General features: G+C 64.1%; 26 protein-coding genes. 13 read left to right on the top strand and 13 right to left on the bottom strand.

Features of this window, described 5'->3' with window-relative positions; translation table 11 throughout:
* Positions 1 to 890: 890 nt before the first annotated feature.
* From KCG88_RS19370 to KCG88_RS19345, 6 genes are all read right to left on the bottom strand, one after another.
* Positions 891 to 1,661, bottom strand: a complete 771-nt coding sequence (locus tag KCG88_RS19370) for an electron transfer flavoprotein subunit beta (RefSeq protein WP_210712902.1) — start codon at positions 1,659 to 1,661, stop codon at positions 891 to 893.
* Between the two features lie 9 nt (positions 1,662 to 1,670).
* Positions 1,671 to 2,891 carry an electron transfer flavoprotein subunit alpha/FixB family protein gene (locus KCG88_RS19365; protein ID WP_210712901.1) on the bottom strand — a complete coding sequence of 407 codons (1,221 nt, stop codon included), beginning with the start codon at positions 2,889 to 2,891 and terminating at the stop codon, positions 1,671 to 1,673.
* Positions 2,891 to 4,840, bottom strand: coding sequence for a dimethylglycine demethylation protein DgcB (gene dgcB, locus KCG88_RS19360; protein WP_210712900.1), 1,950 nt, complete (start codon positions 4,838 to 4,840; stop codon positions 2,891 to 2,893). Before dgcB ends, KCG88_RS19365 begins: the two co-directional genes overlap by 1 nt.
* 114 nt (positions 4,841 to 4,954) lie before the next feature.
* Entirely contained in the window at positions 4,955 to 7,015 is a 2,061-nt protein-coding gene (dgcA, locus tag KCG88_RS19355; protein WP_210712899.1) for a dimethylglycine demethylation protein DgcA, read from the bottom strand.
* A 15-nt stretch (positions 7,016 to 7,030) separates the two neighbouring features.
* Positions 7,031 to 7,561: a 4-vinyl reductase gene (locus KCG88_RS19350; RefSeq protein WP_016962810.1), complete on the bottom strand. Its 531-nt coding sequence runs from the start codon at positions 7,559 to 7,561 to the stop codon at positions 7,031 to 7,033.
* Between the two features lie 161 nt (positions 7,562 to 7,722).
* Complete coding sequence (locus KCG88_RS19345; RefSeq protein WP_047289695.1) at positions 7,723 to 8,700, bottom strand: dipeptidase; 978 nt, start codon at positions 8,698 to 8,700, stop codon at positions 7,723 to 7,725.
* A 235-nt stretch (positions 8,701 to 8,935) separates the two neighbouring features.
* Between KCG88_RS19345 and KCG88_RS19340 the strand changes: the two genes are divergently transcribed.
* Positions 8,936 to 9,337 carry a lysozyme inhibitor LprI family protein gene (locus tag KCG88_RS19340; RefSeq protein WP_019095253.1) on the top strand — a complete coding sequence of 134 codons (402 nt, stop codon included), beginning with the start codon at positions 8,936 to 8,938 and terminating at the stop codon, positions 9,335 to 9,337.
* Between the two features lie 111 nt (positions 9,338 to 9,448).
* Here KCG88_RS19340 and KCG88_RS19335 read toward each other — a convergent pair whose 3' ends face one another.
* The 3 genes from KCG88_RS19335 to KCG88_RS19325 are packed head-to-tail and all read right to left on the bottom strand — an operon-like array spanning position 9,449 to position 11,695.
* On the bottom strand, positions 9,449 to 9,784 hold the full coding sequence (locus KCG88_RS19335; RefSeq protein ID WP_210712898.1) for a hydroxyisourate hydrolase: 336 nt from the start codon (positions 9,782 to 9,784) through the stop codon (positions 9,449 to 9,451).
* Between the two features lie 8 nt (positions 9,785 to 9,792).
* Entirely contained in the window at positions 9,793 to 10,302 is a 510-nt protein-coding gene (locus tag KCG88_RS19330) for a nucleoside deaminase (protein ID WP_047289648.1), read from the bottom strand.
* A 55-nt stretch (positions 10,303 to 10,357) separates the two neighbouring features.
* Positions 10,358 to 11,695, bottom strand: coding sequence for a nucleobase:cation symporter-2 family protein (locus KCG88_RS19325; RefSeq protein ID WP_210712897.1), 1,338 nt, complete (start codon positions 11,693 to 11,695; stop codon positions 10,358 to 10,360).
* Positions 11,696 to 11,877: 182 nt separating this feature from the next.
* Between KCG88_RS19325 and KCG88_RS19320 the strand changes: the two genes are divergently transcribed.
* The 4 genes from KCG88_RS19320 to KCG88_RS19305 all read left to right on the top strand — a co-directional run bounded on the left by KCG88_RS19320 (position 11,878) and on the right by KCG88_RS19305 (position 13,904).
* Positions 11,878 to 12,792, top strand: a complete 915-nt coding sequence (locus KCG88_RS19320) for a LysR family transcriptional regulator (protein WP_011063922.1) — start codon at positions 11,878 to 11,880, stop codon at positions 12,790 to 12,792.
* A 99-nt stretch (positions 12,793 to 12,891) separates the two neighbouring features.
* A complete protein-coding gene (locus tag KCG88_RS19315) occupies positions 12,892 to 13,146 on the top strand; it encodes a type II toxin-antitoxin system RelE/ParE family toxin (protein ID WP_210712896.1) in 255 nt (84 codons plus the stop codon).
* Positions 13,130 to 13,453, top strand: coding sequence for a helix-turn-helix transcriptional regulator (locus tag KCG88_RS19310; RefSeq protein ID WP_015637312.1), 324 nt, complete (start codon positions 13,130 to 13,132; stop codon positions 13,451 to 13,453). The genes KCG88_RS19315 and KCG88_RS19310 overlap by 17 nt, the downstream gene beginning before the upstream one ends.
* Positions 13,454 to 13,487: 34 nt before the next feature.
* Positions 13,488 to 13,904, top strand: a complete 417-nt coding sequence (locus KCG88_RS19305) for a DUF3010 family protein (RefSeq protein ID WP_011063925.1) — start codon at positions 13,488 to 13,490, stop codon at positions 13,902 to 13,904.
* A gap of 37 nt (positions 13,905 to 13,941) precedes the next feature.
* On the opposite strand, the gene KCG88_RS19300 is transcribed toward KCG88_RS19305, so the two are convergent.
* Complete coding sequence (locus tag KCG88_RS19300; protein ID WP_047338012.1) at positions 13,942 to 14,901, bottom strand: GlxA family transcriptional regulator; 960 nt, start codon at positions 14,899 to 14,901, stop codon at positions 13,942 to 13,944.
* Positions 14,902 to 15,096: 195 nt separating this feature from the next.
* Here KCG88_RS19300 and KCG88_RS19295 point away from each other — a divergent pair, with 195 nt between their 5' ends.
* The 5 genes from KCG88_RS19295 (at position 15,097) to KCG88_RS19275 (ending at position 19,859) form a co-directional block, all read left to right on the top strand.
* A complete protein-coding gene (locus KCG88_RS19295; protein WP_047289652.1) occupies positions 15,097 to 16,041 on the top strand; it encodes a choline ABC transporter substrate-binding protein in 945 nt (314 codons plus the stop codon).
* A gap of 88 nt (positions 16,042 to 16,129) precedes the next feature.
* Positions 16,130 to 17,017: a 3-keto-5-aminohexanoate cleavage protein gene (locus KCG88_RS19290; protein WP_210712895.1), complete on the top strand. Its 888-nt coding sequence runs from the start codon at positions 16,130 to 16,132 to the stop codon at positions 17,015 to 17,017.
* A 106-nt stretch (positions 17,018 to 17,123) separates the two neighbouring features.
* The gene (locus KCG88_RS19285; RefSeq protein WP_047289653.1) at positions 17,124 to 18,089 is read left to right on the top strand and encodes an L-carnitine dehydrogenase; all 966 of its coding nucleotides are present in this window, start codon (positions 17,124 to 17,126) and stop codon (positions 18,087 to 18,089) included.
* Positions 18,090 to 18,197: 108 nt separating this feature from the next.
* Positions 18,198 to 18,674, top strand: coding sequence for a thioesterase family protein (locus tag KCG88_RS19280; protein WP_047289654.1), 477 nt, complete (start codon positions 18,198 to 18,200; stop codon positions 18,672 to 18,674).
* A gap of 24 nt (positions 18,675 to 18,698) precedes the next feature.
* On the top strand, positions 18,699 to 19,859 hold the full coding sequence (locus KCG88_RS19275) for a gamma-butyrobetaine dioxygenase (RefSeq protein WP_210712894.1): 1,161 nt from the start codon (positions 18,699 to 18,701) through the stop codon (positions 19,857 to 19,859).
* A 254-nt stretch (positions 19,860 to 20,113) separates the two neighbouring features.
* Here KCG88_RS19275 and KCG88_RS19270 read toward each other — a convergent pair whose 3' ends face one another.
* Positions 20,114 to 20,578: a DUF4952 domain-containing protein gene (locus tag KCG88_RS19270; protein WP_246882741.1), complete on the bottom strand. Its 465-nt coding sequence runs from the start codon at positions 20,576 to 20,578 to the stop codon at positions 20,114 to 20,116.
* A gap of 278 nt (positions 20,579 to 20,856) precedes the next feature.
* On the opposite strand from KCG88_RS19270, the gene KCG88_RS19265 reads away from it, so the two are divergent.
* Both KCG88_RS19265 and aac(6') read left to right on the top strand, forming a co-directional pair.
* Positions 20,857 to 21,120 carry a hypothetical protein gene (locus KCG88_RS19265; protein ID WP_015637320.1) on the top strand — a complete coding sequence of 88 codons (264 nt, stop codon included), beginning with the start codon at positions 20,857 to 20,859 and terminating at the stop codon, positions 21,118 to 21,120.
* A gap of 62 nt (positions 21,121 to 21,182) precedes the next feature.
* Positions 21,183 to 21,629: an aminoglycoside 6'-N-acetyltransferase gene (aac(6'), locus tag KCG88_RS19260; protein WP_210712893.1), complete on the top strand. Its 447-nt coding sequence runs from the start codon at positions 21,183 to 21,185 to the stop codon at positions 21,627 to 21,629.
* Here the strand turns inward: aac(6') and KCG88_RS19255 are convergent, their stop codons facing one another.
* Complete coding sequence (locus KCG88_RS19255) at positions 21,630 to 22,733, bottom strand: GlxA family transcriptional regulator (RefSeq protein ID WP_011063935.1); 1,104 nt, start codon at positions 22,731 to 22,733, stop codon at positions 21,630 to 21,632.
* A 412-nt stretch (positions 22,734 to 23,145) separates the two neighbouring features.
* Complete coding sequence (locus KCG88_RS19250; protein WP_011063936.1) at positions 23,146 to 24,522, bottom strand: L-serine ammonia-lyase; 1,377 nt, start codon at positions 24,520 to 24,522, stop codon at positions 23,146 to 23,148.
* Positions 24,523 to 24,949: 427 nt separating this feature from the next.
* On the opposite strand from KCG88_RS19250, the gene KCG88_RS19245 reads away from it, so the two are divergent.
* Complete coding sequence (locus KCG88_RS19245) at positions 24,950 to 25,906, top strand: choline ABC transporter substrate-binding protein (protein WP_047289657.1); 957 nt, start codon at positions 24,950 to 24,952, stop codon at positions 25,904 to 25,906.
* Positions 25,907 to 25,961 lie beyond the last annotated feature (55 nt).

Raw genomic sequence — 25,961 nt, 5'->3', positions numbered from 1 at the left:
GGCAATGGCAATAAAATCCGTGACTTATGTAGAAAGTGCTGTTTTACAAGACATTGATCATTTTTTGAACACAGCCATCAAAGCCACGTATTCATAGGGCTCCAGAGGAAGGCGAACACCTTATCCACAGAACGGCCAACAGACTTTGGGGGCAACTCGGGTGCACGAGTCATGCACTGTGGAAAACCGCCAAAAGCCGCGCATTATCGGGGGTACGCCAGGATATTCAGCGGAAAAACCCGCATTTGGTCATTTTTTGAACAAAAGCTTGAAAGCCCCGTTCTGCAAGGGATACAGCGCTAAGCGAACATCTTATCCACAGAAGCGCCAACAGACTTTGGGGGCAACTGCTGTGCAAAAGTCTGCCTGAGCATTTTCCCATCATAGAAAAAACGCCATAAAAAACGCCGACTTAGCCTGATCAAAAATCGTACAGGCGGCGCCAGGGCCTGCTGCACAAGGGCTGGAGCGAGGCGCGAACACCTTATCCACAGGTCCGCACACAGGGATTGTGAGTAACCCCAGCCCCTGTCGCGAAAGATGGCCGGAAATTGTGCAAAACCGTGCTGGCCTCTTCGCCGGCAAGCCGGCTCCTACAAGGCATGGGTGTATTTCCCCTTGGGGGCACTGGCTGACCAGCGCACGGCGATACCCGGGACTTGTGCAAAACCGCGCTGGCCTCTTCGCCGGCAAGCCGGCTCCTACAGGGCATGGGTGTATTTCCCCTTGGGGGCACTGGCTGACCAGCGCACGGCGATACCCGGGATTTGTGCAAAACCGCGCTGGCCTCTTCGCCGGCAAGCCGGCTCCTACAAGGCATGGGTGCATTTCCCCGTAGGAGCTGGCTTGCCAGCGAACAGCGGTGCCAGGGGTTGTGTATAACCCTGAGGTCAGCGCACTACGCCTTCTTCGATGAGCAATTTGAGGATGGCTTCGGCACCCGCCTCAGGGCTGACGCCCTTGAGTACCTGGCCGGTGCCACCGCTGGCCTTGGCGGTAGCGGCTTTCATGCGGTCGGCGCCGCTCTTGGCCTTGATCACTTTCAGGCGCTTGGGTCGCGGCTTGGCCGGTTGCAGGCTGGAGCCTGTGAACAACTCGTCCTCCACCACCACGACCTGATCGGCCTGCAGCACACCACGACGCGCCGGGCCGTAGGCGCTCTGGCGCGGCTTGGGTGCGGCGTTATCCACAGTGGCGAGGAAGGGCAGGCGCACCTTGAGCCGGCGTCGCTGGCCGCGGGGCAAGGCTTGCAGGACATGGGCCACGCCATCGGCCAGGGACTCGATCTGGGCCAGCCCCACCACCAGCGGCCAGCCGAGGTTTTCCGCCAGCAAAAACGGCAGCATGCCGGAGCCTTCGCCGGTTTCCGCCTGGCTGCCAGTGAGCACCACTTGGACGCCCGCGTCGCGCAGGTACTGGGTCAGGATCGGCAGGGCATCGGCGCCCGCCGGTTGCTCCAGCACGTGCAGCTGTTCCAGGCCCATGCCCAGGTAAGCGCGCAGCGCCGGTTCGGCGACGTCGCCGGCATGCAGCACCTGCAATTTGTCCCCCGCCAGTTGCAGGCCCAGTTCCACCGCGCGGGCGTCCTGTTCGGCGCGCCGTGGGCGGCCGGAAGTCGGGTGCGCGCCTATCGATACCAGGCTGATCACATTGCTGTTCATAACGTCCCCTTAAGCCGCATCGCGCTTGGCGTCGTTGCGGTAGGCCGCTACCGCCGCGATCAAGGCCTTGAGAATCTCCGCGCTGTCGCCGATCACCGACAGGTCGGCACGCTTGATCATGTCGCAACCCGGGTCGAGGTTGATCGCCACCACCTTGTCGCAGGCGCCGATGCCCTGCAGGTGCTGGATCGCCCCGGAAATGCCCACCGCCACATAGACCCGCGCGGTGACCCAGATACCACTGGCCCCCACTTGCCGGTCGCGGGCCATGAAACCGTCGTCCACCGCCACCCGCGAGGCGCCTTCGGTAGCGCCCAGGGCGGCGGCGGTCTGGTGAAACAGTGGCCAGTCCTTGACCCCGTTGCCCCCGGAAAAGATGAATTCGGCCTCGGCCATGGGAATCGCCGCCGGGTCCACCGCCACCGCGCCCAGATCCTCGATCCGCGCCAGGCTGCGGGCCACGCTTGTGGATAACTCCACCGGCAAGGCTTCGTGGCGGGTTTCGCTGACCGGCTCCGCGCATTCGGCGGCGGCCAGGATCAAGCGCGCGACCGGCCGCGCCAGGTCCTGCAGGCCCGCGCCGGCACGGCCGATGCACTGCCCGTCCTTGACCTGCCAGACCCGGGTCGCCGGACGTTCCCCCAGGGCCGCTGCAAAGCGCCGGCCCAGCTCGCCACCGCCGGTGCGGCTATCGGGCAGCAGCCAGTGGCGCGGGCTGAACTGGTTATCCACAGCCCGCAGGCCCTGCACCCGTTGCTCCGGTGCATAACCTTCGAATTCACTGCCTTGCAGCACCAGCAGGCGGTCGACACCCGCGGTGGCGAAGGCCGATTCCTTGTGCTCGCCGAACACCACCGCCAGCACCGCGCCGTCCTGGCCCGCCAGCTGCCGGGCCAGGCCCAGCAGGTCGCGGTCGTGGCTGCTCAGGCGGCCGCCGACCATGTCCGGCACCACGCTGATGTAGAACGCCGGCTGCGCCACTTGATGCAGCGGCAACTGCACCTCGGCCGCCGCCGTGCGCTTGGCGCTGCCGCCCTGCTGGGCGCCACTGCGGTCGATGCGCTTGAGGCCGTTGGGGCCGATGAAACCGATGCCGTGGGGGTTCTTGCGGATCAGGCCATTGGGGCCCATCCAGCTGTGTTGCGCCGGCTGCATGGCCGCGTGCAGCGGGTGCAGGCGGTTGCGGGCGATCCACTCGGCGCGGGGATCGCGGCGGATAATGTCGCTCATCAGTGCACCTCCGCAGGTTCAGGTTTCACCGACGCCGGCGCTTTGCTCGGGGCGGCGTCTTCGAGCAAGGCATCGGCTACCAGTTCGGCGATGTCCTTGATCATCGGCCGCGGCTCCACCACCCCTTCGAGCATCGCCGTGCACTGTGGACAACCCACGGCCACCAGCTCGGCGCCGGTTTCGCGGATGTCCTGCATGCGCATGTCGGGAATCCGTTGCTTGCCCGGAATGTCGGTGATCGGCGCGCCGCCGCCACCGCCGCAGCAACGGGAACGGAAGCCCGAGCGCTGCATTTCCTTGATCTCGATGCCCAGGGCACGCAGTACGTCCCGAGGGGCTTCGTACTCACCGTTGTAACGACCCAGGTAGCAAGGATCGTGATAGGTCACGCTGCTGCCCTTGTGCTGGCCCAGGTTCAGCGCACCGGCGCCGATCAGCTCGGCCAGGTAGGTGCTGTGGTGCTGCACCAGGTAGTTGCCATCGAAGGCGCCGTACTCGTTCTTCAGCACATGGAAACTGTGGGGGTCGCAGGTGACGATGCGCTTGAAGCGGTACTTGGCCAGGGTCTGGATGTTGCGCTTGGCCAGCAGCTGGAAAGTCGCTTCGTCGCCCAGGCGCCGGGCCACGTCACCGCTGTCGCGCTCTTCCAGGCCGAGCACGGCGAAGTCCACCTTGGCCGCCTTGAGCACTTTGACAAAGGCCCGCAGGGTGCGCTGGTTGCGCATGTCGAAGGCGCCGTCGCCGACCCAGAACAGCACGTCGGTGCTTTGCTTTTCACTGAGCAGGGACAGGTTCAGGTCCGCCGCCCAGTTCATCCGCCCGCCCGGGTTGAAGCCGCCGGGGTTGTCGGTGGCAATGAGGTTTTCCAGGACCTCGGCGCCCTTGTTCGGCGTGGCGCCCTTCTCCAGGGTCAGATGGCGACGCATGTCGACGATGGCATCGACGTGTTCGATCATCATCGGGCATTCCTCGACGCAGGCCCGGCAGGTGGTGCAGGACCACAGGGTCTCGGCGTCCACCAGGCCGTTGACGATGGGCTGGTGCGGGTTGCCGCCGTGTTCGCCGATGGCCTTGCCAGGGTACGGGCTGCCAGCGAACTGCGCGTCGGTGCCACCGGCCAGGCCTACCACCATGTCCTGGATCAGCTTCTTCGGGTTCAGCGGCTGGCCAGCGGCGAAGGCCGGGCATGCCGCCTCGCACTTGCCGCACTGCACGCAGGCGTCGAACCCCAGCAACTGGTTCCAGGTGAAGTCCTTGGGCTTTTCCACCCCTAAAGGCGCGCTTGGGTCTTCCAGGTCCAACGGCTTGAGGCCGGTGGAGCGGCCGCCGCCGAAGCGCTCGGCGCGCCGGTGCCAGGCCAGGTGCAGGGCGCCAGCAAAGGCGTGCTTCATCGGCCCGCCCCAGGTCATGCCGAAGAACAGCTCGGACACGCCCCATAGCACACCGACCGCCAGGATCGCCGCCAGCAGCCAGCCACCGAAGTGTTCCGGCAGGATCCCGGCCACCGGCAGGGTCACCACAAAGAAACTCACGGAAAACGCCAGCAGGCTTTTCGGCAGGCGCATCCACGGCCCCTTGGACAGGCGTGCCGGTGGGTTGCGCCGACGTTTGGCGACAAACAGCGCGCCGACGAACATCAGCGTGGTGGCCAACAGCAAGGCGTAGCCGAGGATGCGGTTATGCAGGCCCAAACCATGCACCAGGATCGCCAGTACGGCAGCCAGGACAAAGCCCCCCGCCGTGGCCACGTGGGTGTTGGCCATGTATTTGTCCCGGGCCACCACATGGTGCAGATCCACCATGTAGCGCTTGGGCATGGCCAGCAGGCCGCCGATCAGATCGACCTTGGAGGCTCGCCCCTGGCGCCACATGGCCACGCGCCGCAGCGCGCCGAGGACCGCAAGGCCGACGGCGGCGAACAACAGAATGGGAAGAAGGGTGTTCAACATGGTGAAGCTCCCAAAGACCTGGGGCCTTGCAGAAGCTGGCTTGCCAGCGATCAGGCAGCTCGCGGTATCTCGCCAGTGCCGATCGCCGGCAAGCCGGCTCCTACAGGAAGTGGCTTAGAAATCCTTGCACAGGCGCAGTGCGTCGTAGATCGCAGCATGGGTGTTGCGCTGGGACACGCAGTCGCCGATGCGGAACAACAGGTAGCCCTCCCCCGTTTCGCTCAGGCACGGCTGCGGCTTGATCGCGAACAGCGCCTCGACGTCGATCTGGCCCTTGTTGCGCGATCCTTCCTTGAGCCCGTAGTAGAGTTCTTCGTCGGGACGCACGCCGTTCTCCACCACCACCTGGTCTACCACCCGTTCTTCGCGGGCACCGGTGTATTCGTTCTCCAGCACCGCCACCAGCTTGTCGCCCTCGCGGTAGACCTTCTCCAGGGTCAGGTCCCCGGTCATGATCACTTCCTTGGGGTACAGGCTGCGGTAGTAGGTGGGGAACGAGGTACCGCCAATGGCGATGCCCGGCTTGATGTCGTCGGTGACGATCTCCACTTGCGAGCCCTTGTCGGCGATGAAGTCGGTGACCGACATGCCGGTGAACTCGCAGATGGTGTCGTAGACCAGCACGTTCTTGCCCGGCGCCACCTTGCCGTCGAGGATGTCCCAGCTGCTGACCACCAACCCTTCGGCGGCGCCCCAGTGCTCGTTCTGCTCGATGAACGGATGGCCGCCCACCGCCAGCACCACCACGTCGGGGCGCAGGTCGAGGATGGTCGCGGTGTCCGCCGCGGTGCCCAGGCGCAGGTCGACCTTCAGCCGCGCCAGTTCCAGCTGATACCAACGGGTGATGCCGGCGATCTGATCCCGTTGCGGGGCCTTGGAGGCGGTGGTGATCTGCCCGCCAATGGCGTCTTTTTTCTCGAACAGGGTCACGTCATGGCCACGTTCGGCGGCGACGCGGGCAGCCTCCATGCCAGCAGGGCCGGCGCCGACCACCACCACCTTGCGCTTGACGCCGGTGGTTTTCTCGATGATGTGCGGCACGCCCATGTACTCACGGGAGGTGGCGGCGTTCTGGATGCACAGCACGTCCAGGCCCTGGTACTGGCGGTCGATGCAGTAGTTGGCGCCGACGCACTGCTTGATCTGGTCGATCTGGCCCATCTTGATCTTGGCGATCAGGTGCGGGTCGGCCATGTGGGCGCGGGTCATGCCGACCATGTCGACGTAACCGCCTTCGAGAATCCGCGTGGCCTGGTTCGGGTCCTTGATGTTCTGTGCGTGCAGCACCGGGACCTTGACCACTTCCTTGATGCCCGCCGCCAGGTGTAGGAACGGCTCCGGCGGGAAGCTCATGTTGGGGATCACGTTGGCCAGGGTGTTGTGGGTGTCGCAGCCCGAGCCGACCACGCCGATGAAGTCCAGCATGCCGGTGTCGTCGTAGTACTTGGCGATCTGCTTCATGTCCTCGTGGGACAGGCCGTCCGGGTGGAATTCGTCGCCGCACAGGCGCATGCCCACGCAGAAATCGTCGCCCACTTCAGCGCGTACCGCCTTGAGCACTTCCAGGCCGAAACGCATGCGCTTCTCGAAGGTGCCGCCCCATTCGTCGGTGCGCTTGTTGACCCGCGGGCTCCAGAACTGGTCGATCATGTGCTGGTGCACCGCCGACAGTTCCACCCCGTCAAGGCCGCCGGCCTTGGCCCGGCGCGCGGCCTGGGCGTAGTTGCCGATCACCCGCCAGATCTCTTCCGGCTCGATGGTCTTGCAGGTGGCGCGGTGCACGGGCTCGCGCACCCCGGACGGCGACATCAGGGTCGGCCAGTTGAAACCGTCCCAGCGCGAGCGCCGGCCCATGTGGGTAATCTGGATCATGATCTTGGCGCCATGCTTGTGCATGGCGTCGGCCAGGTTCTGGAAATGCGGGATGATGCGGTCGGTGGACAGGTTCACCGAGCTCCACCACTCCTGGGGGCTGTCAATGGCCACCACCGAGGAACCGCCACAGATCGCCAGGCCGATGCCGCCCTTGGCCTTTTCCTCGTAGTACTTCACATACCGTTCAGTCGTCATGCCGCCGTCGGTGGCGTAGACCTCGGCGTGCGCGGTGCTCAGCACACGGTTGCGGATGGTCAGTTTGCCGATCTGGATCGGCTGGAACATCGCTTCGAAAGCCATTTTTCTTAACTCCGCTTACAACGGTTTGACGACGAACAGGCCATCGTCGTGGCCTTCTTCGGAACCACCGTAAACCTGCTCTGCCACGGTGCGGATCTTGCTGCCACGGGCGGCCAGGATCTGGTCCATGGCACCGGCGAACCAGCCGGTGAACATGTAGTCCACCTTGCGCCCGACCTTGCCGTACACGTAGACGAACGCCGAGTGTTCGAGCTTGACGCTGGCGGTGCCTTTATCCAGGTCGATGTCCTGGATCTTGAACAGGCCCCAGCCGCGCTGGGACAGGCGCTTCATGTAGTGCTCGAACACCGCCACCCCTTCCAGGCCGTGGCATTCGGCTTCTTTTTCGCACCAGTGCCAGGCGGACTTGTAGCCGGCCTTGTAGAGAATCTCGGCATAGGCCTCGGCCCCCAGGACCTCTTCGATGCCCATGTGGTTGTTGACGAAAAAATGCCGTGGCACATACAGCATCGGCAGGGCATCGGAGGTCCAGACACCGGTTTCGCTGTCGACTTCGATGGGCAGTTGCGGGGCGATCTTGGCCATGTTTCAAAACTCCGGAATTCTGTGGATAAGTACGTCTGTAGCCGCTGCCGCAGGCTGCGAAAAGGCTCGAAGAGCCTTCCGAGGGCCGCAAGAGCGCGTCTCCTTCGGAGCTGTTCGCAGCCTGCGGCAGCGGCTACAGGAATGTGCTGTGGGGGGTGGCCTTATTCGCCCCAGACGTCCTTGAGGACGTTGACCCAGTTCTCGCCCATGATCTTGCGCACCACGCGCTCGCTGTGGCCGCGCTTGAGTAGGGTCTCGGTGAGGTTGGGGAACTCGCCCACGGTGCGGATGCCCAGGGGGTTGATGATCTTGCCGAAGTTGGTCAGGCGCCGGGCGTAGCCCTTGTCGTGGGTCAGGTATTCGAAGAAGTCCTGGCCATGGCCCTGGGTGAAGTCGGTGCCGATGCCGATGGAGTCTTCACCGACGATATTCATGGTGTATTCGATGGCTTCGGCGTAGTCGTCGATGGTCGAATCGATGCCCTTGGCCAAAAACGGCGCGAACATGGTCACGCCGACGAAACCGCCGTGGTCGGCGATGAATTTCAGTTCGGCATCGGACTTGTTGCGCGGGTGTTCCTTGAGCCCGGACGGCAGGCAGTGGGAGTAGCAGACCGGCTTCTTGGATTCGAGGATCACTTCCTCGCTGGTCTTGGAGCCGACGTGGGACAGGTCGCACATGACCCCGACGCGGTTCATCTCGGCGACGATTTCGCGGCCGAACCCGGAGAGCCCGCCATCACGCTCGTAGCAGCCGGTGCCCACCAGGTTCTGGGTGTTGTAGCACATCTGCACGATGCCCACGCCCAGCTGCTTGAACACCTCGACGTAGCCGATCTGGTCTTCGAAGGCATGGGCGTTCTGGAAGCCGAAGAGGATGCCGGTCTTGCCCAGCTCCTTGGCCTTGCGAATGTCCGCGGTGGTGCGCACGGGCATCACCAGGTCGCTGTTTTCGCGTATCAGCTTCTGGCTGGCGGCAATGTTGTTGACCGTGGCCTGGAAACCTTCCCAAACCGACACGGTGCAGTTGGCCGCGGTCAGGCCGCCCTTGCGCATGTCCTCGAACAGCTCGCGGTTCCACTTGGCAATGATCAGCCCGTCGATAACGATGCTGTCGGCGTGTAATTCGGCTGGGCTCATCAGGCTGTCCCCTTGTTGGCGATTCATGCGCCGAATCGTCTGCCGGCGCTTTGGGGTCAGCATATGCTTGAGGGCCGGGGCGCCAGGGTGCAAAAACGACAGGGGAATTGCCGAAAGCGTCAAGCGCCGACAAAGGGCCGGACGGAGGGCATGGGTGGCCTCTGTTCTTTGCCCGGGGCTTGCGCCAGAATTCGCCGCTTCAACGAAAGCGTCACTGGATGAGGGCAGCGCTGCAATGAAACCGATCTTCCTGGCCTTGTTACTGATAACGACCGGCGTACAGGCGGCCGAGGAGGCCGACAACACGCCCTGCGACGGCGTGGAAAACGACGTGCAGACCCTGGAGTGCGCGACCTACAACAGGACCACCGCCGAACAGTTGCTGGGCGACAACGTGCAGAGCCTGCTGGAACGCCTGGGCACTCTCTATGGCAGCGACAAAGGACAACTGGCCGACATCAGCGCCAAGGTCAAAAATGCCCAGCAACTGTGGCAGAAGCAGCGCGACGCCGACTGCGCGATGGAGTCCTTTCCGGCCAAGCCCGGCACCAAGGCCTACACCATCGCCACCAATGACTGCCTGGCGCGCATGAGCGACGAACGCTCGGAGTTCATCGAGTCCATCGCCCAGGAATGACCCGCCACCGCGGGTAGGAGCGGGCTTGCCCGCGAAGCATGTCCGGCCCGAACCGATGTCGCGGCTGGAAGAGCTTCGCGAGCAAGCTCGCTCCTACAGGTCAGCGCCGGGTCAGGCGCCGCGAAAGCATGAGACGCCCCAGGCCGTCAGCTTGAACGGCAGGTGGTAGTGCTGGTGCGGGTCGTCCAGGCCAAAGCGATACACCAGCACATCGAGAAACGGCACGTGCGGCGAGGCGTGGCCCTGGGCTCGATAGAACGCCGCCACGTCCAACTCCACCTCGTAGACGCCCCGTTCGAAGCGGTCCGCCAACTCGCTCAGCGGGGCCAGCAGGCCGTTGTCGGCAATCTGCCCTGCGCAGAGCAGCTCGCCGCCCAGGCGGCGCACCCGCACCGCCATGCCTTCGGCCACCTTGCCGCTGGCGACATCCACCACATGGATGGACACTCCGCCGTTCATTTCCAGAACCCCACATGGGCCTGGGCTGCTTCGTGTTCCAGCATCGGCCCGAACACCGGGATCTGCCGCTGCCCACGGGCGAACACTTCGCGGCACGGCAGGGAAAAGGTCGGGTTTTCCGGGTGGTCGCCGGTCAACTCCAGCAGCTCATGTTCGGACAAGGCGTAGACCACCCGACCAATGCCGGTCCAGTAGATGGCCCCGGCGCACATGCAGCAGGGCTCGGCGCTGGTGTACAGGGTGCACTCGGCCAGGGCCTGGGGGCTGAGGCGCTTGGCCGCCAGCGCCGCTGCCGCCAGTTCGGCGTGCTGGGTCGGGTCGCCTTCGGGGGGCATCGAGTTGTTGCCGGCGCTGGCGATGACCTTGCCGTCGCGATCGGCCACCAGGGCGGCGAACGGATGACGGCCACGGGCCTTGGCCTCTTCGGCGAGCTGGATGCTCTGGCGCAGCAGGTGCAGGTCCAGTTCGGTAACGCCGGCAGGGATGGAAGAAAGAATCTGGGTCATCTTGACCTCCTTTTCATGGGCAGGAGCCACCACAGCAAGGGCGGCGAGAAAAACGTCAGTCATTGAGCTCGACATGGGCTGCCAGCACCTGGGTGGCGGCCTCCCGGGGGTTGAGCAGCAGGTTGAGAACGATGGCGGTGATGGCGCCAAGGAAGATGCCGCTTTCCAGCACCAGCCTGAGGGGACCGTGCAGATGGGCAAACAGCGCCGGGAAGGACATCGGCAGCACCCCGACGCTGACCGACACCGCCACCACGATGGCGTTGCGCGTACCTTCGAACGGCACCCTCGACAGTTCCTGGATGCCGGCCACTGTAGTCATGCCGAACATCACGATGGCGCAACCGCCAAGCACCGGGGTCGGCACCGCGGCCATCAGGGCGCCCAGCTTGGGAAACAGCCCCATGAGCACCATGATTGCCCCGGCCGCGGCCACCACGAAGCGGCTCTTGACCCTGGACAGCGCGATCAGCCCGGTGTTCTGGGTAAAGGCGTTGTAGGGAAAGCTGTTGAACAGGCCGCCGAGCAGGGTCGACAGGCCATCGGCGCGGAACGCATCGCCCAAGGTGCGCTGGGTGGTCGGCTTGCCGGTGAGCTTGCCGATGGCCAGGCAGTTGCCGGTGGTCTCGGCCATGATCACCAGCATCGCCAGGGTCATGATCAGGATCGGCACCAGGGAAAACTGTGGAGCCCCAAACGCCATGGGTCGGCTCAGTTCGAACCAGGCCGCCTGGCTCACCTGGGCAAAGTCGGTCATGCCGAACGCCGCGGCGATCAGGCTGCCCACCAGCAAGCCGATGAGCACGCTGAGGTTGCCGATAAAGCCCGAGAACTTGCCGTAGATCACCAGGGTCACCGCTACCGTGGCCAGCCCCAGCAGCAGGTTGGCCGGCGCGCCGAAATCGTCCGCCGCGGGGTTGCCGCCGCCAAGCCAGATCGCCGCTGCCGGCATCAGGGAAATACCGATGATGGTGATCAGGCTGCCGATCACTACAGGCGGGAAGAACCGCAGCAGACGGCTGAACAGCGGCGCCAGGGCAATGGTGATGACGCCCGCGGCGATCACCGCGCCGAACACCTCGGTCAGGCCGAACTGCTTGCCGATCATGATCATCGGTGCCAGGGCGATGAACGAACAGCCCTGGATCAACGGCAGCCGAGCGCCAAAACGCCAGAACCCCAGGGTCTGGACCAGGGTGGCGATGCCCGAGGTCAGCAGGTTGGCGTTGATCAACAGCACCACCTGCGCCGGGGTCAGGCCCAGGGCATTGCCTAGAATCAACGGCACCGCCACCGCACCGGCATACATCACCAGCACATGCTGCAGGCCGAAGGTGAACAGCTGGCGGACGGGCAGGACCTCGTCCACGGGATGCACGCGGGAAATTGTCATGTCGCAGGTCTCCTGAAGGTGCAGCTTTTGCTTTTGTTTTGGCAGGCATCCGGGGCAAGCGCCGCCGGCAGGAAGTACGGACGTCGAGGGCCATGATCTGTGCTTGAATACGATGAAACAAATGAGCAGCCATCGCTTTTAACGATGGATCAGACAGCCCTCTTCCAGGGTCGGGAGCCGCGATGCGCTTTTCGCTGGATCAACTGCAGATGTTCGTACAGGCCGCGCAAAGCGGCTCGTTCTCGGCCGCCGCACGCAAGCTGGGCAAGACCCAGTCCACGGTCAGCGTGGCCATCGGCAACCTGGAGGCGGATCTGGGGGTCGAGCTGTTCGACCGCAGCGCTCGCAGCCCGGTGCTGACGGCCACCGGGCAGAAGATGCTGCTGCAGGCCGAGGCGGTGCTGGAGCGCTGCCTGACCCTGCAGGCCAACGCCGACTGCCTGTCGCAGGTGGTGGAGCCACACCTGTCGATCGTCATCGAAACCCCCTATGGCCCGCTGATGCCGGCCCTGCGGGAATTCGAACAGGCCTTTCCCTATGTCGACCTGCTGATCCGCCACCCGCTGTCCGGGGACGCCAGCGAACTGGTGGCCCGGGGAGAGGCGGTGCTGGGCATCGCCTTCTCGCAACCGGGCTACCCCCAGGAGCTGGAGTTCCAGCAATTGGGCAAGCTGATCATGTTGCACGTCTGCCACCCGGACCACCCGCTGGCGCAGCTCGACAGCGTGACCTTCGACGACCTGCATGTGCACCGGCGCCTGGCCTTCAGCGCCCACGCCAACAAGCTGCCCAGCAGCGAATACCTGCGCTCCACCCAGCTGTGGCAGGCGGAAAACTACCTGGCGCTGCTGGAAATGGTCCGCGCCGGCTTGGGCTGGGCCACCCTGCCGCGGCAACTGATCCAGCGTGAACTGGCCAAGGGCGAGCTGGTGGAACTGCAACTGGGGGCCTACCCCCATACCGACTGGCTGATCGGCGTCGACCTGCTCTGGGCCCGGCAGCGAGTGATGGGCAAGGCCGAGCGCTGGCTCAAGGAGCGGCTGCTGCGCCAGAAGGTGTACGAGGTGGACCGGCGCGGGCAGTCCACGACCTGGTAACGCTGGCGCGGGCAACAAAGGGACAAGGTTCTGCACTCGGCCGGGCAGGAAATATAAGCAAGGTTTCGCATTCCTTATAAAAGACTTATATAGTCCGCCATGAACGAGATCCTCTGGAGTAGAAAAGCGGTCAAGCAGTTGATGCGACTGCACCACGAGCATCAGGTCCAGGTTCGCAATGCGATTGCCCTGCAGGCCGACATGCCCGCCAGTGGCTACGTCAAAGCCCTGTCCGGCCACACTTATGCCTATCGTCTTCGGGTCGGGCAGTACCGGGTCCTGTTCGACTGGGACGGAGCCATACACATCGTCAGTGTTCAAGAGGTCAAGAAACGTGATGAACGTACCTACTGACATCCAGATCATCCACGGCCCGGACGGCAGCCCGGCATTCGTGGTGATTCCCTACGCGCAGTACATGGCGCAGTACAAGGAAGCCGATCTGATACCCCATGACGTGGTCAGCCGCATGGTCGACGGCGCCACGCCGATCCGCGCCTGGCGCGAGCACCTGCACCTCACCCAGGACGAAGTCGCCAGGCGCCTGGGGATCTCCCAGCCGGCCTTTGCCCAGCAGGAAAGCGTCGCCCGGCCGCGCCGGGCCACCCGGGAAAAGATCGCCGCCGCCTTCGGCATACGCGCCGACCAGCTGGAGCTGTAAGCTGCGCCTCACTCACTGATTGAAAGGGTTCCCCATGAGCATCTGCGGTATCGAGATCAAAGGCAGCGAAGCCATCTTCGCCCTCGCCACCCTGCAAGACGGCGCGGTGCAACACCAGCCGCTGGCCACCAAGAAAATCGCCCTGGAAGACGATGACGAGGCCGCCAACGTCAAGGCCTTCGCCAGCCAGGTCGGGGCCTTCGTGCGCGAACACGGGATCACCCGCATCGCCATCAAGAAGCGCAGCAAGAAAGGCGAGTTCGCCGGCGGCCCCACCACCTTCAAGATCGAAGGCGTGTTTCAGTTGCTGGAGAATTGCGAGGTGACCCTGCTGTCGCCCCAGACCATCAACGCCCAGTACAAGAAGCACGGCTTCGCTCTGGCCGCGAGCCTCAACAAATACCAGCACGAAGCCTACAAGGCCGCCTGCGCCGCCCTGCTGAAAAAATAACCGTAGGAGCCGGCTGGCCGGCGCTACCGAGCCCGAGTCAAGCCAGCTCGCGGCCACCGCCCGACTGGCGCCGGTCTTCCCGCGGGCACCGCACGAAACGCGCGCGGTAACTGCGGGTGAAGTAGGACGGCGATTCAAACCCGCAGGCAATGCTCACCTCCAGCACGCTCATGTCTGTCTGGCGCAGCAGTTTGCGGGCTTTCTCCAGGCGCAGGCCCAGGTAGAAATTGCTCGGGGTGTCGTTGAGGTGCAGGCGGAACAGGCGCTCCAGCTGGCGCCGGGTGACCTTGATCGACTCGGCCAGGGCCAGGGTGCTCAGGGGCGGTTCGCTGTGCTGTTCCATTTCGCCGATCACCTGCACCAGCTTCTTGTTGCTGATGCCGTAGCGGCTGGCGACTTCCATGCGCTGGTGATCCTTGCGCGGGCGGATGCGCCCCAGCACGAACTGCTCGCTGACCTGGACCGCCAGTTGCGGGCCATGGGCCTGGGCGATCAGGTCGAGCATCATGTCGATGGACGCCGTGCCACCGGCACAGGTGATGCGCCGTCGATCGATCTCGAACAGCTCCTGGGTCACGCTCAGTTGCGGGTAGGACTCCTTGAACGCCTCGATGGCCTCCCAGTGCAAGGTCACCCGGTGCCCCTCCAGCAAACCGCTCTCGGCGAGGATCACGCTACCGGTGTCGATCCCGCCCAGGGTCACGCCCTCCACCTCCAGCCGCCGCAACCAGTGCTCCAGGGCCGGAGTGAGGAACTTCAGCGGCTCGAAACCGGCCACCACCCACAAGGTTGCGCCTTTCTTCAGCGGCTCCAGGGCCGCATCCACATTCACCGACATGCCATTGCTGGCCAGCACCGCGCCGCCGTCGGCGCTCAGCACATGCCAGCGGTACAGCTCGCCACGAAAGCGGTTGGCCACCCGTAGCGGCTCGATGGCCGAGATGAAACCGATGGCGGAGAACCCCGGCATCAGCAGGAAATAGAAGTCCTGGGACATGCAACGCACTCCGGTGACGGCCAGCGTGGGCCCTTGTGATACGCCAAATGCCCCCGCGCCACAAGGGGGCAGGTCGCTGCAGTGCAAGAGTCGGTCGCCGCTGTGCGCTTGCCACCGGCGGCGCCTGCGTAACTTGGCAACACCTGCGCACAAAGACGCCGGGACCGACAATAACGACCTGCCGAGGAAAGCATCATGAAACGACTGATCAGCAGCTGTGTGCTTGCGCTTAGTGGTAGTGTTTTTCTGAGCAGCGGGGCCCTGGCCGCCGATGCCGCCAGTTGCCAGAACGTGCGCCTGGGCGTGGTCAACTGGACCGACGTGATCGCCACCAGCGCCCTGACCCAGGTTCTGCTCGACGGCCTCGGCTACAAGACCAAGCAGACCAGTGCCTCCCAGCAAATCATTTTCGCCGGCATCCGTGACCAGCGCCTGGACCTGTTCCTGGGCTACTGGAACCCGCTGATGACCCAGACCATCACCCCCTTCGTCGACGCCAACCAGGTCAAGGTCCTGGCCGAACCGAGCCTCAAGGACGCCCGCGCCACCTTGGCCGTACCCTCTTACCTGGCGGACAAGGGTCTGAAGACCTTTGCCGACATCGCCAGGTTCCAGAAGGAACTGGGGGGCAAGATCTACGGCATCGAACCGGGTTCGGGAGCCAATACCCAGATCAAGGAAATGATCGCCAAGAACCAGTTCGGCCTGGGCAAGTTCCAGTTGGTGGAGTCCAGCGAGGCGGGCATGTTGTCGGCGGTGGCCCGGGCGGTGAAACGCAACGAAGCCATCGTGTTCTTCGGCTGGGCGCCGCACCCGATGAACGTCAACTTCAAGATGACCTACCTCAGCGGCAGCGAAAACGCCCTGGGGCCCAATGAAGGCCAGGCCACCGTGTGGACCGTTACCGCGCCTGACTACGCCGAGCAGTGCCCGAACGTGCACCGGCTGTTGACCAACCTGACCTTCAGCGCCGAAGACGAGAGCCGCATGATGCAGCCGCTGCTGGATCACAAGGATGCCCTGGAATCCGCGCGGCAATGGCTCAAGGACCACCCGCAGGACCAGCAGCGCTGGCTGGAAGGGGTCACCACCTTCGATGGCAAGCCGGCCGCCGAACACCTGCAACTGACCAGCAAATAAACCACCGCCACTACCGCCCCGCAGCCCGCCCCGGGCTGCGCACGGCCACCTCACGCCCTCAGCAAACACGCCTGTAAGGAACCGCACCATGAACCACGACGTCATCATCACCTGCGCACTCACCGGTGCTGGCGACACGACCGCCAAGAGCCCGCACGTACCGGTCACCCCGAAACAGATCGCTGCGGCCGCCGTAGAAGCCGCCAAGGCCGGCGCCACCGTGGTGCACTGCCATGTGCGCGACCCCGCCACCGGCAAGTTCAGCCGCGATGTGGCGCTGTATCGCGAAGTGATGGAGCGGATCCGCGAGGCCGACATCGACATCATCGTCAACCTCACCGCCGGCATGGGTGGCGACCTGGAGATCGGCGGCGGCGAAAACCCCATGGAGTTCGGCCCCAACACCGACCTGGTCGGCCCCTTGACCCGCCTGGCCCACGTCAAGGAACTGCTGCCGGAGATCTGCACCCTGGACTGCGGCACCCTGAACTTCGGCGACGGCGACACCATCTACGTCTCCACCCCGGCCCAGCTGCGGGCCGGCGCCAAGCGTATCCAGGAGCTGGGAGTGAAGGCCGAACTGGAAATCTTCGACACCGGGCACCTGTGGTTCGCCAAGCAGATGATCAAGGAAGGCCTGCTGGACAACCCGCTGTTCCAGCTGTGCCTGGGCATTCCCTGGGGCGCCCCGGCGGACACCACCACCATGAAGGCCATGGTCGACAACCTGCCGGCGGGTGCGGTCTGGGCCGGCTTCGGCATCGGCCGCATGCAGATGCCCATGGCCGCGCAGGCGGTGCTGCTGGGGGGCAACGTGCGGGTCGGCCTGGAAGACAACCTGTGGCTGGATCGCGGCGTGCTCGCCACCAACGGCCAACTGGTGGAGCGGGCCACGGAAATCCTCAGCCGCCTTGGCGCCCGGGTCCTGACCCCGGCCGAAGGCCGGCAGAAGATGGGCCTGAAGCAACGCGGCTAACCCCAAACCACCTCTCCCCCCCGTAGGAGCGAGCTTGCTCGCGAAGAGGCCGCCAACGACTTCGCTGGCAAGCCAGCTCCTACGGACTCTTTTTTAGGAAGAAGCGATGACTTTTATCACCAACATCAAAACCTTCGCCGCCCTGGGCAGCGGCGTGATCGGCAGCGGCTGGGTGGCCCGTGCCCTGGCCCACGGCCTCGACGTAGTGGCCTGGGACCCGGCGCCCGGCGCCGAAGCGGCCCTGCGCAAGCGCGTCGCCAACGCCTGGGGCGCGCTGGAAAAACAAGGGCTGGCCCCCGGAGCATCACAACAGCGCCTGCGCTTCGTCGACACCATCGAGGAATGCGTGAAGGATGCCGACTTCATCCAGGAAAGCGCCCCCGAACGCCTGGAGCTCAAGCTGGAACTGCACAGCAAAATCAGCGCCGCGGCCAAGCCTGACGCGCTGATCGGCTCCAGCACCTCGGGCCTTTTGCCCAGCGAATTCTACGAGGGCTCGACCCACCCGGAACGCTGCGTGGTGGGCCACCCGTTCAACCCGGTGTACCTGCTGCCGCTGGTGGAGGTGGTGGGCGGCAAGCGCACCGCGCCCGAAGCGGTCCAGGCCGCGATCAAGGTCTATGAATCCCTGGGGATGCGCGCCCTTCACGTGCGCAAGGAGGTGCCCGGGTTCATCGCCGACCGCCTCCTTGAAGCGCTGTGGCGCGAGGCCCTGCACCTGGTCAACGACGGCGTGGCGACCACCGGGGAAATCGACGATGCGATCCGCTTTGGCGCCGGCCTGCGCTGGTCCTTCATGGGTACCTTCCTCACTTACACCCTGGCAGGCGGCGACGCCGGCATGCGCCACTTCATGGCCCAGTTCGGCCCGGCGCTGCAGCTGCCCTGGACCTACCTGCCGGCCCCGGAACTGACCGACAAGCTGATCGACGACGTGGTCGAAGGCACCGCCGAACAGTTGGGCACCCACAGCATCGCGGCCCTGGAGCGCTATCGTGATGACTGCCTGCTGGCGGTGCTGGAGGCGGTGAAAACCACCAAGGCCAAGCACGGCATGCACTTTCACGACTAACCCAACCCCGTAGGAGCAGGCTTGCCAGCGAACGGGCCGCCAAGCCAGGCGCAAACCCAACGGACGCCTTCGCCGGCAAGCCGGCTCCTACCGTTATCCGGTGACCTTATGCCTGCCCTGACCACCTACAGCACCCGCATCATCAGCGACTGGGTCGATTACAACGGCCATCTGCGCGATGCCTTCTACCTGCTGATCTTCAGCTATGCCACTGACGCCTTGATGGATCGCCTGGGGCTCGACAGCGACAACCGTGAAGCCAGCGGCCACTCGCTGTTCACCCTGGAACTGCACCTGAACTACCTGCATGAGGTGAAGCTCGACACCGAGGTCGAAGTACGCACCCAGATCATCGGCCACGATCGCAAGCGTCTGCACCTCTACCACAGCCTGCACAGACTCGATGATCCCCAGGAGCTGGCCGGCAACGAGCAGATGCTGCTCCACGTCGACCTGGCCGGGCCGCGCTCGGCGCCGTTCAGCGAGCCTGTGCTGCAACGCCTGCAAACCCTGGCCGCCGAGCAGGCGGACCTGCCGCGCCCGGCCTGCCTCGGCCGGGTGATCGCCCTGCCCGCGGCAAAATAGCCCTCAGAAGAAAAGGAGAACGCCGTGAACACCGCCGCCCTTGCCGACTACCGCAGTTATCCGTTGATCAGCGCACTGGCCACTGTCCAGGTCCTGCCGGACCGGCTCCAGGTGCACTGGGCCGACGGCCGTCTCAGCCCTTTTCACCATCAATGGCTGCGCGACAACTGCCCTTGCCCGCAATGCGTCTACAGCGTGACCCGCGAACAGGTGCTGGAAATCGTCGATGTTGCCGAAGACCTCGAATGCAACGCCGCACGCATTGATGCCGACGGCTGCCTGAACCTCGACTGGGCGGACGGCCACCGCAGCCGCTTCGACCCCGGCTGGCTGCGGGCCCATGCCTATGATCGACAGTCGCGCGAAGAACGGCAGGCCGCCAAGGCCCGGCACTCGCTGTGGGACGCCAGCCTGCAACTGCCGGTGTTCCAGTACCAGGCGCTGATGGAGGACACCCAGGTGCTGCTGCAATGGCTGCTGGCCCTGCGCGATACCGGCCTGACCCAAGTCCGTGGCGCGCCCACCGAACCCGGCTCCCTGGCCCTGATTGCGCGGCGTATTTCGTTTATCCGCGAAAGCAATTTCGGCGTGCTGTTCAACGTGCAGTCCAAGGCCGATGCCGACAGCAACGCCTACACCGCCTTCAACCTGCCGCTGCACAGCGACCTGCCGACCCGCGAGCTGCAACCGGGGCTGCAATTCCTGCATTGCCTGGTGAATGACGCGGTAGGCGGCGAAAGCATTTTCGTCGACGGCTTCGCCATTGCCGACGCCTTGCGCCGGGAAGACCCCGAAGCGTTCCGCGCCCTGTGCGAAATTCCCGTGGAGTTTCGCAACAAGGACCGCCACAGCGACTACCGCTGCCTGGCGCCAGTCATCGCCCTGGATGCCCGGGGCCAGGTCGCGGAAATCCGCATGGCCAATTTCCTGCGTGGCCCCTTCGACACCACGGAAGAACAGATGCCCCGGCTGTACCGCGCCTACCGGCGCTTTATCGCCCTGACCCGCGAAGCCCGGTTCCGGGTCATCCGCCGCCTGGACCCGGGGCAGCTCTGGTGCTTCGACAACCGCCGCACCCTGCACGCGCGCAACGCCTTCGACCCGGCCAGCGGCGCCCGGCACTTCCAGGGCTGCTACATCGACCGCGACGAACTGCTCTCCAGAATCCTGGTGCTGCAACGCTGATCCTCACCCCTCCCGCCCCCGGCTCCCCTGTAGGAGCCGGCTTGCCGGCGAAACTTGCCGGAGCGCTTTCCACAGGCAAAAAAAAGCCCCGATCAAGCCGTGACAGGATCGAGGCAGGGACTACTTCTGAGGAGCTGCGGTGAGAAGGTGACCAAACCGACACGACGCGAGCTGGTTTCAGTCTGCCCACTCTGCCTTCCCGCGAGTTAGCCGAGAGCGACCTGCTCATAGGTAATAGGGCCACTGCCACGCCTTCAGATGTCCTCGGTATACAGCACCACCGTCACATGGAAATAGCCGATCTTGTGCCAATCCTGGCGCTGGTTGTAGGGCGTCTCTTCAGAGCCCATGCCAATCTGGTAATTACGCCCGGTCTTTTTATCCCTATAGGAAATGAAACCCTTCGTTTCCCAGCCGCAGCAGACAAACCTGAGCCCCTCCTGAACCCCCAACTCCCGCTGCAGATAGCGCTCTACCTCATGGGCATCCTTGCCTTTGACCCGGTAACTGGCAGTCAGCGGGGCGCCCTGATCCTGAGGCTTCGACTCACAACGGAAAAACTCCAGGGACTTCGGTGGATCGGTCATGGCCTTCAGAAAATCGCCACACTCGGGAGCGGCCAGAGCAGCGCTGGAAACCATCAACAACAAACAGGCAAACCCCACTCTGAACATCACTTTCATCCACTCCAGCTCCATGATTTGCCACTTGGCGGCCATCCTACCGAACACCCGGCGCTTGCACAGAGAGTCTTTGCGCGGCAGGAGCCCTCATTACCCCACCCTTCAGGCAAGCCCGAGGCCTCACAAGCAAGCGCCGCAAGACTTGATTGCGCCGCCTTTTCCCAACGCCGTGGCAACCGGCCATGGCCATCGACTTAGCCGAAAACGACCTGTTCATAGGTAAACGGGCCATCGCGACAATCTGCCCTTGCCGCCACCCGGATGCCCTACCAGAATCGGCTCACGACCACGCCCCCTGAACAAGGATAAGAGTCATGATGCACGCGGATCTGATTGACCAGGACGACCTGCTGGGACAACTCCGGGCCCTGGGTTTCGAAATGCCCGCGGGCGCCAGCGCCGAGCAGGCCTGCGAATGTGCGGTAAGGGGCTTGAGCGATGCGCGGGCCAAGGCGCTCAAGGGCATGGTCGAGCAGATGCTCACCGGCAATGCGACCATCCTGCCTGCCGTACGCCAAGCCATCGACCGCCAACTACTGCCGGCCCTGGCCGAGTACCAGCAGCAAAAACGCGCGTGAACGCCCCCGGGGCCCGGACGGGTTGCTAAAGTGGGTTTCCTCCACAAACCACAGGCCCGCTCATGATCCCCATTGAACCAGGCTCATCCGCCAACGCTGGCCGGTGGCTGCAATTGCGCCAGGGCCTGTGGCCCGATTGCCCGCAGGATGAACACCGGGCGGAAATCCAGCAGATCCTGGCCGAGCCCCAGCGCTACAGCTGCTGGCTGGCCTGCACCGAGAACGGTGAGGCCGTGGGCCTGGCCGAGGCTGCGTTGCGCCACGACTACGTCAACGGCACCGACAGCTCCCCCGTGGTCTTTCTCGAAGGCATCTATGTAACCCCCGGGCATCGTCGCCAGGGCATTGCCCAGCGCCTGATCGAGCAGGTCGCCTATTGGGGGCAACAAGAGGGATGCGTGGAAATGGCCTCGGACACCAGCCTCGACAACCTGGCCAGCCAGGATCTGCACCACGCGCTGGGTTTCGAGGAAACCGAGCGCGTGGTGTATTTCAAGAAACGCCTGTGACTACAGGCGCACGCTGGCGAAGGTCGATTCGTTGCGTGCCTGGCTCAGGGCCGACAATGGCCCGGACAGCGGCGCCAAAACCATGGCTTGCGGCAATGGCATCATCGCCACCTGCTGGGTGGTGTTGGAACCGATGCGCTCGTCACGCGGCGGAATGCCGAAGTACTCGCGGTAGCACTTGGAGAAGTGCGGCGTGGAGACAAAACCACAGACCGACGCCACTTCGATGATCGACATGGGAGTCTGCTTGAGCAGTTGCCGGGCACGGATCAACCGCAGCTTGAGGTAGTAGCGCGACGGCGAGCAATGCAGGTACTTCTGGAACAGCCGCTCCAGCTGTCGCCGGGACACGGCGACATACACCGCCAGTTCGTCGAGGTCGATCGGCTCTTCGAGGTTGGCTTCCATCAGGGCGACGATTTCCTGCAGCTTGGGCTGGTTGGTGCCCAGCATGTGCTTGAGGGGTACGCGCTGATGATCCTGCTCGTTGCGGATGCGCTCGTAGACGAACATTTCCGAGATCGCGGCCGACAGCTCGCGGCCATGGTCGCGGCTGATCAGGTGCAGCATCATGTCCAGCGGCGCGGTGCCGCCGGAGCTGGTGAAGCGGTTGCGGTCGAGGGTGAACAGGCGGGTGCTCATGGCCACCCGGGGAAAGGCTTCCTGCATCGACGCCAGGCATTCCCAGTGCACGCTGCAATCGAAGCCGTCCAGCAGGCCGGCGCAGGCCAGGGCCCAGCTGCCGGTACACACCGCGCCCAGACGACGCGACTGGCGGGCCTGGCTCTGCAGCCAGGACACATGTTCGCGGGTGACGGTGCGCTGGATGCCGATACCGCCGCAGACAATCACGGTATCGAGGCTGGGGGCTTTGTGCATCGCGGCATCGGGGGTGATCTGCAGACCGTCACTGGCCCAGACCTGGCCACCATCGACGCTGAGGGTGGTCCAGCGATACAGCTCGCGACCGGACAGTTGGTTGGCCATGCGCAGGGGTTCGACTGCGGAGGCCAGGGAAATCAGCGTGAAATTGTCCAGCAGCAGAAAGCCGATGGATTGAGGCGCACGGTTCTGGGGTTGGGCCCCGGAGTTGAACGACGTCATCGCGATATCTCCTCACACAAAGCGGGTGATGGCCTCAGGCGGAGGCTCTTTTTATGTGCCCTGTTCCTCAAGGGAGACGGGCTTGAGATTCACAGAGCAATTGCCATGCCTAAAGTTGAATGGGCATTCAATAACTCCTGAAAACGACGTCGCGACGTGTCTACATAGCCCTTGTCAATGTGCGGATAAGAAGCGCCGCCGTCGGCGTGCGGCGGCCAGGCCCAGAGAGCGGTGAGCAGTTAGGTAGCACTTGCGCGGCGGGCACTTCGCACAGGGGCGGGCGAGTGTCACTCAAAGCACAACCGGGCCACGGGCACGGGGGCTGCCCGGCCCGGTTGGCGACTTGTCTATTCACGACGCGCTAAAAGGTGGCGCGCCCCCGGCTATGTGAGCGATTTGTGCGCGCCGGCAATCAGCACTCCACGGCGCTGACCGCCAGGCCGCCACGGGAGGTTTCCTTGTATTTGTCGTGCATGTCGGCACCGGTATCACGCATGGTGCGAATCACCCGGTCCAGGGAAATGAAATGCTGGCCATCGCCGCGCAAGGCCATTTGCGCGGCATTGATCGCTTTGACTGCGGCAATCGCGTTGCGCTCGATGCACGGCACCTGCACCAGCCCGCCCACCGGATCACAGGTCAGGCCGAGGTTGTGCTCCAGGCCGATTTCCGCGGCGTTGCACAACTGCTCCGGGGTCGCCCCGAGAATTTCCGCCAGCCCGGCCGCCGCCATGGCGCAGGCCGAACCCACTTCACCCTGGCAGCCGACTTCGGCACCGGAAATCGATGCGTTCTTTTTGCACAGGATGCCGATGGCCGCCGCGCCGAGAAAGAAATCCACCACGTTGGCGTCGGTGACGTCTTCGCTGAACTTCATGAAGTAATGCAGCACCGCTGGAATGATCCCCGCCGCGCCGTTGGTGGGGGCGGTGACCATGCGCCCACCGGCGGCGTTCTCTTCGTTCACCGCCAGGGCAAACAGGTTGACCCACTCCATGGCGCTGAGGGTGGAGCCGATCACATTGGGCTTGTTCAGTTCCTGCAAGCTACGGTGCAACTTGGCCGCGCGGCGACGCACATTGAGCCCGCCAGGCAGGATGCCCTCGTGCTTGAGCCCCTGTTCCACGCAGTCCTGCATGGCACGCCAGAGCGCCATCAGGCCGCTGCGGATTTCCTCTTCCGAACGCCAGACCTTCTCGTTGGCCAGCATCAGTTCGGCGACCCGCAGGTTGTGCTTCTGGCACAGGCCCAGCAGTTCCACCGCACTGGAAAAATCGTAAGGCAGCTCGCTGCGGTCCAGGTCCGCCACACCGCTGTCGGCCTGGGCCTGGTCGACGACAAAACCGCCGCCCACCGAATAGTAGGTATCGCGGTGCAGCTCACCCTCTTCGCCCGCGGCCACCAGGGTCATGGCGTTGGGGTGGAACGGCAGGTTGCGGTCCACCAGTTGCATGTCCCGGGCCCAGATGAAAGGCACTGGCAGCCGCCCGTCCAGCAACAGGGTGTCGGTTTCCCGCAGCAGTTCGATGCGCGTGCCGATCAGCGACGGATCGATCGCATCCGGCCACTCCCCCATCAGGCCCATGATCACCGCGTTGTCGCTGCCATGGCCGATGCCGGTGGCGGACAACGAACCGAAGAGCTGCACCTCGACCCGGCGTACCTGCTCCAGCAGTTGCCTTTCCTTTAATACCTGGACGAACAAAGCCGCTGCACGCATGGGCCCGACCGTGTGAGAACTGGAGGGGCCGATGCCGATCTTGAACAGGTCGAAAACACTGATAGCCATTGCTGCGTAACTCCTGGTTGAGCACTGTCCGGGCGCCGGAAACGCCCTCTGACGGAGCTGCTACGCTCAAGCTGCAATCCGCCGAGAAGGGCGCATCATCAGGCTTTTGCCGAGGCCCGCGACGTCTGACACCGACTCACTCATGCCCACTAACGCCGCCAGGCGCAACGCAGGGGTTTTGGCCGTTTTTTGCGGCTCAGAGGCAGGAAAAATCGCCCGAAAACACTGTAAGCGACCTCACCGACACTGGATGCGACCCTCCCTGTACTGGATACGACGCACCCTGTAGGCGACAGATTTTCACTGGTACATGATCAGTCTCGACTCGATTGCAAGGCACGGTGGTAGAGCTGTTCCCGACACACCAACCGCCACACTTATAAGCGCGGTCCAAACGCCGCCAAAAAAACATCCAGGAGTCCCCCCTATGAAAGGTTCCCCGTCGTTGTTGTTGGCCGCCATGCTGAGTCTGCCGCTTCTGGCACAAGCCGCAGAACCGGCACAATGCAGCACCGTAAACTTCTCCGATGTCGGCTGGACCGATATCACCGTGACCACCGCCACCACCAGCGTCGTGCTCAACGCACTGGGCTACAAGACCAAGACCACCATGATTTCCGTGCCCGTGACCTACAAGTCCCTGGCCGACGGCAAGAACATGGACGTGTTCCTCGGCAACTGGATGCCGACCATGGAAAACGACATCAAGCCCTACCGCGACGCCGGGACCGTGGCCACCGTGCGGGCCAACCTGGAGAACGCCAAGTACACGCTGGCGGTGCCCGAATCGCTGTATGACAAGGGCCTGAAGGACTTCGCCGACATCGTCAAGTTCAAGAAGGAACTGGACGGCAAGATCTATGGCATCGAGCCGGGCAACGACGGCAACCGCACCATCCAGACCATGATCGACAAGAACGCCTTCGGCCTGAAGGACGCCGGCTTCAAGGTGGTGGAATCCAGCGAGGCAGGCATGCTGTCCCAGGTCGAGCGCGCGCAGCGCCGTGACACCGCGGTGGTGTTCCTGGGCTGGGAACCACACCCGATGAACAACCGATTCAAGATGAAGTACCTGACTGGCGGCGACGAGTTCTTCGGCCCCAACTTCGGCCAGGCCACCATCTATACCAACACCCGCAAGGGCTACGCCGAAGAGTGCAGCAACGTCGGCCAGTTGCTGAAGAACCTGTCGTTCACCCTGAACATGGAAAGCACCCTGATGGGCAACGTGCTGGACGACAAGATGAAGCCTGAGGCGGCCGCCAAGGCCTGGCTGAAGCAGAACCCTCAGGTGCTCGATACCTGGCTCGCCGGCGTGACCACCATTGACGGTAAACCTGGCCTGGAGGCCGTGAAAGCCAAGCTTGCACAAGCTTCAAATTAAGTAGTGCGCTTACGCCGGGCGGGCTCGCCCGCCCGGGCTGTTTTTCCCTTGCATG

It is taken from the genome of Pseudomonas sp. MWU349 (genome assembly GCF_017947325.1).
Classification (GTDB): Bacteria; Pseudomonadota; Gammaproteobacteria; order Pseudomonadales; family Pseudomonadaceae; genus Aquipseudomonas; species Aquipseudomonas protegens.
The sequence above is the reverse complement of the archived record's forward strand: the minus strand, read 5'-3'. Positions and strand labels throughout refer to the sequence as shown.